This is a genomic window from Psychrobacter sp. GW64-MNA-CIBAN-0177, assembly GCF_040309585.1.
GTDB classification, from domain to species: domain Bacteria; phylum Pseudomonadota; class Gammaproteobacteria; order Pseudomonadales; family Moraxellaceae; genus Psychrobacter; species Psychrobacter okhotskensis.
Genome location: NZ_JBEOOY010000028.1, coordinates 16623 through 27651, shown reverse-complemented (window position 1 = coordinate 27651; position 11029 = coordinate 16623). Strand labels below are relative to the sequence as shown.

Genomic DNA, 11029 nt, shown 5'->3' with positions numbered 1-11029 from the left:
TGTGCTTTGTACTCAACAAAAAACTTGGTAATCCGCCTCTTCAGTTTGATTTGCTTATTTCAAGTTGAGAGTGGGGTGTTTCATACACTTTGGCAGTGGCTTGAAACAGGTACGCATTTTTGCCTTTTATCAGCCGATACCAGAACTTAGGAATACTTAAGGCGACGCACAAAAGCAAGAACCATGCAGAGTTGAGGATTAAGTTCTGAATATCGTTGAATACTGGTATGCGTATACCAATAGAAAACAAACCAACGAAAAACCAAAATAGGCATATGAGTAAATAAAAGAAGAGATACTCTTCATAAAGACGGTCTGATGTCATCCATTCTTGGATAGATTCGTTATCGGAAGATGCCTGCATTAGGGTTTTGATCTTTTTTCTTAGGTAAATTGGTATGTATATTAACAATTATCTACTTTAATTAAAACTAATTTAAAAAAAGTGAATTTTTAAAGCGAAAGCACCCCGACTTTCACTCAGAAAGCTCGCTTCGTGTACATTACCAAGTAAACCGTGACTACCTAAATATCTCAAGATACTGACATCATTAACTTACCGCCCAACTTTCAAGTCCTCACTAGGGAACCATACTTACTACCATAAGAAATATTGTGACAAACTATTTTATGATACCCAAAATAAAAACTATTTGTTGGTATAAAGCAGGTTAGAAAAATGCAAATTTATAAATATCAATGGTTATGACTATCAAGTTATTTCCCACCCTAGAAATCAAATTCAAATTATAGACATAAAAAAAGCCCTAAAGGGGCTTTGGTTCTAACAGGTGTTCCTACTATATCGCTATCAACTGCATCATATTAAATTTAGTCACAAGAATAGCTGTCAAGCCGATAATCAAAAAACAAACTGCTAGAGATTTCAGTATAAATCTATCCATCATTTTCAGGTTATCTCTACATTCATTCAAATATTACAGACTATTTTATTGTTTTCAATATGATGAATCAAGATCACTTCATCGGATAGATGAACGGTCAATCACTTTAAAGGACCATCAGCCAAGCGACTGATGATTTTTTTATAGCTTAGTACATTACAATTAGATAAGTAGCTTATAGTTGAATACGCTGCAAAAATGCTTGCGTCCTTGGATGCTCTGAATCCTCAAAGAGCTGCTTGGCACTGCCCTCTTCGACAACAACACCATCTTCAATTAAAACCACATGATCTGCGACATCACGAGCAAAGTTAATCTCATGCGTAACTACGACCATTGTCCAACCTTCTGACGCCAATTTTTTCATGGTTTCAAGGACATCTTGTACCAACTCAGGATCAAGCGCGGACGTTGGTTCATCGAACAACAATAATGACGGCTCAATCGCAAGTGCACGAGCAATACCAACTCGCTGCTGCTGACCACCAGATAGCTGAAACGGATAAAGATCCGCTTTGTCCGACAGACCAACTTTTTCCAATAATACTAAAGCCTGCTCACGAGCATGCGCTTTACTTTGTCCTTGTACGACTGTCGGGCCAAGCATTAAGTTTTCAAGCGCGGATTTGTGCGGGAATAAATTATAAGACTGAAACACCATGCCCGACTTACGTTGCAGCGCCAACAAGGTTTTTTTCTTAGGCTTAGTGGCAAAATCTACCGTCAAGCTGCCGTCGTCAAAGGCAATAACGCCTTGATCTGGAATTTCTAGCGCATTTAAGCATCGTAAAAAAGTGGTTTTACCAGACCCTGATGGCCCTAATATCACCACGACTTTGCCTTTTTCAATGGTCAAATCAATGCCTTTGAGCACTTGATTGCTGCCAAAGGCTTTGTGAATGTTGGTGACTTTGATCATAAAGGTTCCTGTTGTGCGGATGATACTAAAGCTGTTCTGCAATCAGTCAAAAAGCTATTTCGTACTTAGCTATTTCGCCACGTAGCGATCAAGTTTGGTCTCAAGCTTACCTTGAATAAAGGTTAGGAATAAACAAATACCCCAATAAATCACTGCCGCTTCGGTGTAAACCAACATAAACTCATAGTTACGTGCGGTGATAATCTGAGCCTGTTTAAACAGCTCCGTGACCAGCACCAATGAGGCTAATGAGGTATCTTTTACCAAACTGATAAAGGTATTAGATAACGGCGGCACCGACACTCGAAGCGCCTGCGGTAAAATCACATGACGAAACGTCTGTAGATACGTCAAGCCAACCGTCGAGCCTGCTTCCCACTGCCCTTTTGGTATCGACAAAATCGAAGCACGCACTGTCTCCGATGCATAAGCACCGATGTTCAGTGAGAACGCAATAATCGCTGAGGGAAAGGGATCGAGCTTCACCCCGACACTTGGCAGACCATAGAAAATAATAAACAGCTGAACCAGCATCGGTGTACCGCGAATGGCGGACACATAGACACGAGCGAGCCGATAGATGATTTCATGGAACCAGCCAGCGCGTGGGACGATACGAATGAGCGCCACCGACAGCGCAATTGCCATACCAATCGCAAAGGATATCAATGCCAGCGGTATCGAATAATAGATACCGCCTTTGAGCATTGGCCAAAACGAATTGATGACAATTTGCGCCCGAGCAGGGTCCATGAATGGCAACAATGCCAGTAATTCAGCCAGCAATGAGGTTATAGACGCTAGCATTATTTTTGTTGACTTATATCAGCACCAAAGAATTCTTCGCTCAGCTTGGTCAATGTACCATCCGCTTTTAATGCGGCCATGGCTTCGTCTAGTTTGGCGACCACAGCATCATCACCTTTTAGCAATACTAAGCCCGAGCCCGTCTGCTCACTGACAGGAGCGACCAATTTGATTTCAAGCGCACTGTCGGGGAATTTCTTGAGATAATCCAATATGGCAAGATTGTCATTCATTGTAAAGTCAGCACGGTCTTGTTTGACCAATTGAATCGCTTGCGCCATACCATCGACAGGGACAACTTCGGCTTCATAGCGTTCTGCCAGCTCACCATAATTACTGCTCAGTGACTGTGCTGAACGCAAACCTTTTAACGCTTCCCATGAGCTATAACGATTGTCATCAGTTGGCGCTAACACCACAGCACCTGACCAGCTATAAGCGGTGGCTTTGTCATATTTGGCTAGACGTTCAGGCGTGGTCAAGCTAACTTGGTTGGCGACCATATCAAAACGTTTTGAGTCTAGACCTGCCAGCATCGCATCCCACTGAGTTTCTTTAAACTCAACATCAACGCCTAGTTTATCAGCGACTGCACGCGTCACTTCGACGTCATAACCCGTCAACTGACCGCTCTCATTATGATACGTGAATGGCGGATAGGTGCCTTCGGTACCGACGTTAATCGTGCCGCCATTATTGATACGTTGTAGCAAATCTGAACCACCAGTCGCAGCACTATCTGTCGCATTGGTGTCGGCTTCATTGGTGCTAGACTGACCACAAGCGGCAAGCAATACAGTACTGGCGGCAAGGGCTAAAAGGTTACGACGTTTCATAAGGCGTCCTTATAGGATAAATGAATAATGCAAAAATATAAGTAGAGCAAAATATATAAGCCAAATAAAAACGGCTAAATGATGACATACAGAGATAGCAATAAAACCTGTACGCTATTATCTGTGTCTTTGGTTGCTCAATTTGAGGATAGTAAGTCTGTTTTTCAATACTACTTTTAGGTATTAGATATAATTTTTAAGCATTTTACAGTAACGTTTACCTTTAATCACAATGGCTAGTCAGCGCTAATGCTGTTGCCAGCTACCTAGCAAACTTAAAAATCAAATCGTAGCTAAGTTATATACTATCGTAATTGGGTAAGAATAACCGTACAAAAACAGTGAGCATGCGTAAGATTGTTAGAGTGCACCTGAGAATTGATAACGATCGCCAGCATGCCACATCTTTACAAAGGTCAATACTTTCCCTGCCGAATAAGTCTGACGACGTAGCACTAACGTCGGTGACTGCGGTGCAATCTGTAGCGCCTCAGCAATCTCATCAGGTGCTGCTAAGGCGCGAATGGTATAGTTACCGCGCTCGAGTGGACTTTCAGCAATCAAGTAGTCGCTAGTATTCACCACGCTAAAATCTTGCTCAATGAATGCTGGTACTTTTGTCGCATCGACCCAACGCTCTTCAAATTGTATCGGCTGGCCATCCGCGAAATGAATGATTTTTACTTCGTATAAAATAGCCGCCTCGGTGCTATTAGTAGTGCTATCAGCTTCATTTGCCTCAGAATGCAAGACTGCTTCATCAATACTAAATTTACGGCGCATTTCATCATCTAACATGCTCGCGGTAATAGCGCGTTTGCTCAGCACTTGTGCCTGATAGTCACGATTGGCTGATTTTAAGTCTTGAGCAATATTACGCACTTCTACAAAGGTATGATTGAACTGCTGCTGGGCGACGAATGTCCCCGACCCTTGGCGGCGCTCCAATACCCGCTCTTCACTCAACTCTTTCAAGGCACGATTGACCGTCATACGCGATACCCCAAACTCTTCTGCCAAGGCCATTTCGGTAGAGATTGCATTGCCCGCCTGCCATTTTCCGGAATGGATATTGTCCAATATGGCATTTTTAATCCGCTGATAGGCTGGAATCGTCTTTGTCATATTCGTCTTTAACCGTTAGTTTCATCAATAATAATGAGGCCATAATATCACGAGATAACTTCATGAACCTCAGCAAAACCCCTTCACCTCTGTCTATCTGCCAAAACACTCACAAAAATAATTGAGTCATTTATAAAAAAGTACTTGCGTGTGAAAATAATCTTTGATAATTTGTATATACAACTTTACAGTAGTGCTAAAAATCTGCGTCATCTAATCGATATTTCGCCGAATTTATAGACTGACTGTAAAACGCTTACCTTGATTACTTTATTGTCTAAAAAGATTTCATAAGGATTTGACCATGACTACTGATACCGATAGCAACAAACCTACCCGCCGTGATGAGAGCCGCGAAATCGCCGCGCCGACTGGTAGCACATTAAATTGCAAAAGCTGGCTGACCGAAGCGCCTTATCGCATGCTGCAAAACAACCTACACCCTGATGTGGCCGAAAACCCAAAAAGCTTGGTTGTGTATGGCGGTATCGGACGTGCAGCCCGTAACTGGGAAAGCTATGATCAAATCCTAGAATCACTCAAAGAATTAGAAGACGATGAGACCTTATTGGTGCAATCAGGCAAACCGGTTGGCGTCTTTCAGACTCACGAAAATGCGCCGCGTGTATTGATTGCCAACTCCAACCTTGTGCCCCGCTGGGCGACGTGGGAGCATTTCAACGAGCTCGATCGCAAAGACCTATTTATGTATGGTCAAATGACTGCCGGTAGCTGGATTTATATCGGCACTCAAGGTATTGTCCAAGGCACATATGAAACCTTTGTCGAAGCCGGTCGCCAGCATTATGATGGCAGCTGGGCAGGACGTTGGATTTTGACCGCTGGTCTTGGCGGTATGGGCGGCGCACAGCCTTTAGCCGCGACCTTTGCCGGCGCGACTTCTTTAAACATCGAATGCCAACAGTCTAGTATTGATTTCCGTTTGCGTACTGGTTACGTCGATAAGCAAGCCGACAATCTTGACCATGCTTATGAGCTGATTAAGCAGCATACTGCCGCAGGTGAAGCCGTCTCTATCGCGCTACTTGGCAATGCGGCTGATATCTTGCCTGAGATGGTCAAGCGTGCCAATGCAGGCGAGATAAAACCTGATTTGGTCACTGACCAAACCTCCGCTCACGACTTAATCAATGGCTACTTGCCAAGTGGCTGGACAGTTGAAGAATGGAAAGCAGCACAAGAAAATCCAGACCAACATGCCGCCTTAACCAAAGATGCTGCTGCATCTTGTGCCGTACACGTGCAGGCCATGCTAGATCTACAAGAAATGGGTATCCCAACGACTGATTATGGTAATAACATTCGTCAAGTTGCCTTTGATGAAGGGGTAAAAAATGCCTTTAATTTCCCGGGTTTTGTCCCTGCTTATATTCGTCCGCTGTTTTGCCAAGGTAAAGGTCCATTCCGCTGGGTCGCATTATCAGGTGATCCAGAAGATATCTACAAAACCGATCAAAAAATTAAAGAGCTGTTCCCTGAAAATCAGCATATTCATCGCTGGCTAGACATGGCGAAAGAACGCATTCAATTTCAAGGCTTGCCAGCACGTATCTGCTGGTTAGGTCTTGGTGAACGTGATAAAGCAGGCTTGGCATTTAACGAAATGGTTAAAAGTGGTGAGTTAAAAGGTCCTATCGTTATCGGTCGTGACCATTTGGATACTGGCTCTGTTGCCAGCCCCAACCGCGAAACAGAAAGTATGAAAGATGGTTCAGATGCGGTGTCTGACTGGGCGTTATTAAACGGCATGCTCAATGTCGCAGGCGGCGCCACTTGGGTGTCATTACATCATGGCGGCGGCGTGGGTATGGGTTACTCGCAGCACTCTGGCATGGTCATCGTCGCTGATGGCACAGATGCCGCTGCCAAGCGCTTGGCGCGAGTACTGGTCAATGATTGCGGCTCAGGTGTGATGCGTCATGCGGATGCGGGCTATGAGCTGGCCATCAAAACAGCCAAAGAATATGGCTTAAATCTACCGATGATTAAATAGCTTGCCCTTGTCCTTATATGCCCAAATGATATAAGGACATCATCAACACTTTATCAAGGACGATAATATGTCTGAACGTGATATTTTGCCCCCAGGCAGCTCCGTGCCTAGAACGCCTCTAGACAGTCCAGCACCTGCTAGCCCGCCGCCTGAAAAGCTGCTGTCCAAACCTGTCGCACTGATACAGCTAATCGTATTTAGTGCTATTGGCTTGGTGATGTTCTTTGTGCCTTTTACTATTGGTGAAAAGAGCACCATTTTATTTGATCATGGGGCAACTTATCTAGTCACTCAGCAGCACACCCTTGCTGTGTTTTTGCTGTTTCTACTGATGATTTATGGTGTTGGCAAACCCATTTATGATGGTTCATGGCGTAAAAATATCACCAATATGATATTAACCGCCTTCAAGATTATCGGGCTAGTACTCGCCATCATGTATATCACTGATATGGCGCCTGCTATCATCATGGAAAAGGACATGTTGCCGTTTTTGTTTGAAAAACTGGCATTACCAGTCGGTATGATTGTCCCTATTGGCGCATTAATCCTCGCTTTTTTGCTCGGTTTTGGCTTACTGGAGATGTTTGGGGTGCTCATGCAGCCTATTATGAAGCCAATTTGGAAAACGCCCGGCTCATCGGCGATTGATGCCGTTGCGTCCTTTGTTGGTAGTTACTCTATTGGGCTGCTCATTACCAATCGGGTATTTTTGCAAAATCAATATTCGGTCCGTGAAGCCATCATCATTGCTACTGGGTTTTCTACGGTATCGGCAGCCTTTATGGTGATCGTTGCTAAGACCCTTGGTCTAATGGAGTTTTGGAATCTGTTTTTTTGGTCGACACTGATTATTACCTTTATTGTCACTGCCATTACCGCACGTATTCCGCCTATCCGGGGTTTTGATGATAGCGTCGAGCGTCCAAACTTGGAAAACCAACAAGGTAATCGCTTAGCAGCAGCTTATCATTTAGGACTGGCTACTTCGCGCCGTGCGACTGACCTCAAACAAATTATGTGGTCGAACTTTCGCGATGGGGTGACGATGGCAGCCGCGATTGTGCCTTCTATTATCGCGGTAGGGTTGACAGGCCTTTTACTAGCCAAATATACGCCAGTCTTTGATGCGCTAGGTTTGCTCTTGTATCCATTCACTTGGGTAACCGGTATGCCCGAGCCACTAGTTGCTGCCAAAGGTATGTCAGCGGGATTGGCTGAGATGTTCTTGCCTGCACTACTGCTAACGGAAGCTGAGGTCTTGACCCGCTATGTGGCAGGCGTGGTTTCGATTAGTAGCGTGCTGTTTTTTTCAGCGATGATTCCTTGTGTATTGGCAACTGAGATTCCGCTGTCAGTACCTAAGATGGTCATTATCTGGTTTGAGCGAGTGGTGCTTAGCATTCTAATCGCTGCGCCTTTTGGACACTTAGCGATATACTTGGGCTGGATCAGTTAGACCGACTGAAACAAGCGGGATTGGTTAAAGAAATTTAGACAGCATAGCTTTTAACGGTTTATAAACAACAATGCATAAACTAAAATGTATAGACAACAAAAAATACAATTAATATAGCTCATAAATTAGGATAACTCGCATGACTGATATCAAAAAACTAACCCTACACCCACGCCAATTAAGCTTTGAGATGTTGCGCGATATTTATGAGCAACCTGTCATATTGACGCTACCCGACAGTGCTTATGAGGCGATAGATGCCTCGCATGAAGATGTACGTACCATCATTGCGCGTGATAAGAGCGCTTATGGCATCAATACCGGTTTTGGCCTGTTAGCAAAAACTCGTATTAGTGATGATCAACTTGAGCTACTGCAGCGTAACCTTATCGTTTCTCACTCAGTGGGTACTGGTGAAGCATTGCCAGACAGTGTGGTTCGATTGATTATGGTCATGAAAGTCGCCAGCCTCGCGCAAGGCGTCTCTGGCGTCCGCCGCGCTGTGGTCGATAGCTTACTTGGCTTAATTAACAATCAAATTACGCCAAACATTCCCGCCAAAGGCTCCGTTGGGGCCTCTGGTGACTTAGCACCTTTATCACATATGACGCTGGCCATGATGGGCGAAGGCGATGTCTATGTTGGCGGCAAAAAAGTACCCGCTGCTGAGGCATTAGCGCAGCATGGTCTTGAGCCCATTACCCTAGCGGCCAAAGAAGGTCTTGCCCTGATTAACGGCACCCAAGTATCCACCGCACTGGCATTGCGTGGTTATTTCTTAGCGCGTGACTTGCTTGAGACAGCCACCATCGTCGGCTCTATGTCTATCGATGCCGCCAAAGGCTCGGATGCCCCATTTGACGCACGTATTCATGAAGTGCGTGGCCATCATGGTCAAATTGAAATCGCTAAAGCGCATCGTCAGCTGATTAAAGGCAGTGCTATTCGCGCCTCCCATGATGGTGAGCAAGACGATAGAGTACAAGACCCTTATTGCTTACGCTGCCAGCCACAGGTCATGGGTGCTTGCCTTGATATCATCAACCAAGCAGGCAAGACTTTATTAATTGAATCTAATGCGGTAACCGATAATCCACTTATCTTTAACAATGATGACGGCCCAGTGGCTATCTCAGGTGGTAACTTCCATGCTGAACCAGTTGCTTTTGCTGCAGACATTTTAGCCTTGGCGATTGCTGAGATTGGTTCTATGTCTGAGCGCCGTGTGGCTTTATTGATTGATGCAACCTTATCAGGCGGCTTACCGCCATTCTTAGTTGACAATGCTGGGGTAAACTCAGGCTTTATGATTGCCCACGTGACCGCAGCGGCGCTAGCTTCAGAGAACAAGTCTATCGCCCACCCTGGCAGCGTTGATAGCATTCCAACTTCTGCCAATCAAGAAGACCACGTATCTATGGCAACCTATTGTGCGCGCCGCCTATATGAGATGGCGCAAAATACCGCCACCATTATCGGCATTGAGCTATTGGCTGCTGGTCAAGGTATCGACTTCCATCGTGGACTAGATACCTCAGAGCCGTTACAGACAGCGCATCAGAAACTACGCGAGCAAGTCACTTTTTATGATAAAGATCGCTACCTAGCGCCTGATATTGAAGCAGCAAAGCAGCTGGTATTAGATGGCACGCTCACCGAATACTGGCAGTCACTGCGCAGCGATTGGTATGAGTCTAAATAGGAAAGTTTTATATATATAAAATCTACTCTCAACCATCTAGCTTTATTGGCATAAGCCATACTAAATTGAGAGTCAGGTTTTATATTATGAAAGGAGGTCAACAATGACAATAGCCGTTAGCCACACCGCAGCTGATATGAGTCGGTGGACAGGACGTGCAGAGCCGTTTGAGTCTGCGCGCGCCCGCTACTGGTATCAAATAGCTCAGCCTTATGCCTTTGATAGCACCGGTCAGCAAAACGGTCAGCGCATTGGGCTGGTCGGGTTCGCTTGTGACCAAGGCGTCAGACGTAATCAAGGACGCGTAGGTGCAAGAGCTGCGCCGCCCTTAATTCGTCAAACATTTGCGGCACTACCGGTCATCGCTGAGTTACAACAACGCTTTGATGGTCAATTGCCAACCTTATTGGGTGATGCTGGCGATATCCATTGTCATGATAATGATGATTTTGCCGAGCGTACCCTTGAGCAAGCCCAAGTAAAGTATGCCGATAAGGTTAGCCATATTATCCAGCAAGGCGGCCTGCCTATTGGTCTTGGTGGTGGTCATGCCATCGCTTACGGTAGCTTTTTAGGATTATGGCAGGCGCTGTCATCAGAAACCGATCAGCCTACTAATAACGTTAGCAATGTCAAAAACTATTTTGAAAATAATGTCGAAAGCAATCTTGAAAGCCATGTTAAAAGCCATACGAGTGCAATGCCTAGCATCGGGGTGATTAACTTTGATGCGCATCTAGATATTCGCCAATCGGATTTCGCCACGTCTGGTACGCCATTTCGCCAAATAGCCGAGCACCTTGAAGCACAAGGTCAGCCATTTCACTATTGCTGTATCGGCGTTAGCCGGTTTTCCAACACTGCCGCGCTCTTCGACCGTGCTGAGCAGTTAGGCGTCCACATTATCAGTGACGAAGACTGCACCAATAAGAAATGGAAAAAAATTGCAGCTCAAATAGAAGAATTTATCAATGACGTTGATGTGGTCTACTTAACCATTGATATGGACTGCTTGCCATCGAGCGTCGTTCCTGGTGTCAGTGCACCAGCAGCTTATGGTATTGAGCTGAGCTTCGTTGAGCGCGCGGTCAAACGTATCATGGCGTCGAATAAAGTAAAAATGGCCGATATCGCCGAGATTAACCCGAGCTTTGATATTGATGGACGCAGCTGTAAGGTTGCGGCAAGACTATTAGCAACTATTATCGAGCAGCATTTACTTTTAGTATAAATAAATCGATACAGAATAAAAGTGTTATGAA

At 45.0% G+C, this 11029-nt stretch carries 9 protein-coding genes; 4 read left to right on the top strand and 5 right to left on the bottom strand.

The window, feature by feature from the left end; genetic code table 11:
* Positions 1 to 40: 40 nt before the first annotated feature.
* From AAEY79_RS12915 to AAEY79_RS12895, 5 genes are all read right to left on the bottom strand, one after another.
* Entirely contained in the window at positions 41 to 364 is a 324-nt protein-coding gene (locus AAEY79_RS12915) for a hypothetical protein (RefSeq protein ID WP_352288637.1), read from the bottom strand.
* Positions 365 to 1080: 716 nt separating this feature from the next.
* Entirely contained in the window at positions 1081 to 1824 is a 744-nt protein-coding gene (locus tag AAEY79_RS12910; RefSeq protein ID WP_025650740.1) for an amino acid ABC transporter ATP-binding protein, read from the bottom strand.
* A 69-nt stretch (positions 1825 to 1893) separates the two neighbouring features.
* Positions 1894 to 2577: an amino acid ABC transporter permease gene (locus AAEY79_RS12905; RefSeq protein WP_201583561.1), complete on the bottom strand. Its 684-nt coding sequence runs from the start codon at positions 2575 to 2577 to the stop codon at positions 1894 to 1896.
* A gap of 53 nt (positions 2578 to 2630) precedes the next feature.
* Positions 2631 to 3467 (bottom strand): amino acid ABC transporter substrate-binding protein, encoded by an 837-nt coding sequence (locus tag AAEY79_RS12900; protein ID WP_025650742.1) that lies wholly within the window; start codon positions 3465 to 3467, stop codon positions 2631 to 2633.
* A gap of 360 nt (positions 3468 to 3827) precedes the next feature.
* Entirely contained in the window at positions 3828 to 4592 is a 765-nt protein-coding gene (locus tag AAEY79_RS12895; RefSeq protein ID WP_201566173.1) for a UTRA domain-containing protein, read from the bottom strand.
* Positions 4593 to 4896: 304 nt separating this feature from the next.
* Between AAEY79_RS12895 and hutU the strand changes: the two genes are divergently transcribed.
* The 4 genes from hutU to AAEY79_RS12875 all read left to right on the top strand — a co-directional run bounded on the left by hutU (position 4897) and on the right by AAEY79_RS12875 (position 10998).
* On the top strand, positions 4897 to 6606 hold the full coding sequence (gene hutU, locus AAEY79_RS12890; RefSeq protein WP_350588222.1) for a urocanate hydratase: 1710 nt from the start codon (positions 4897 to 4899) through the stop codon (positions 6604 to 6606).
* Positions 6607 to 6673: 67 nt separating this feature from the next.
* Positions 6674 to 8065, top strand: coding sequence for a YjiH family protein (locus tag AAEY79_RS12885; protein WP_352288630.1), 1392 nt, complete (start codon positions 6674 to 6676; stop codon positions 8063 to 8065).
* A gap of 139 nt (positions 8066 to 8204) precedes the next feature.
* Entirely contained in the window at positions 8205 to 9767 is a 1563-nt protein-coding gene (hutH, locus tag AAEY79_RS12880) for a histidine ammonia-lyase (RefSeq protein ID WP_201583420.1), read from the top strand.
* A 103-nt stretch (positions 9768 to 9870) separates the two neighbouring features.
* Positions 9871 to 10998: a formimidoylglutamase gene (locus AAEY79_RS12875; RefSeq protein WP_201583423.1), complete on the top strand. Its 1128-nt coding sequence runs from the start codon at positions 9871 to 9873 to the stop codon at positions 10996 to 10998.
* The last annotated feature ends 31 nt before the right edge of the window (positions 10999 to 11029 follow it).